Genomic DNA, 276 nt, shown 5'->3' with positions numbered 1-276 from the left:
ATATATTGGCGACATCGTTAAGGGTACCGGTACCCAGTTGCGCAGCCTGGTCATGGTCTTCGGCCATGGCTTTCGCAAGCGCGACACCCTGCAATACCCGGAAGAAGCGGTCTACCTGCCACCCCGCTACCGTGGTCGCATCGTCCTGACCCGCGACCCCGATGGCGAAGAGCGCTGCGTAGCCTGCAACCTCTGCGCCGTGGCTTGCCCGGTGGGGTGCATCTCGCTGCAGAAAGCTGAAACCGAAGACGGTCGCTGGTACCAGGACTTCTTCCG

Annotated in this window: 1 protein-coding gene; it reads left to right on the top strand. The window is 62.0% G+C overall.

Translation table 11 applies throughout. The annotated features are described in order from the left end of the window. Positions 1 to 4: 4 nt before the first annotated feature. Positions 5 to 276 (top strand): NuoI/complex I 23 kDa subunit family protein (locus ACIF4X_RS29075; protein WP_397484677.1); only part of this gene is annotated, 272 nt, incomplete at its 3' end.

The sequence above is a fragment of the Pseudomonas sp. NPDC085632 genome, assembly GCF_044541255.1.
GTDB lineage: Bacteria > Pseudomonadota > Gammaproteobacteria > Pseudomonadales > Pseudomonadaceae > Aquipseudomonas.
This window is presented reverse-complemented; position numbering and strand designations above follow the sequence as displayed.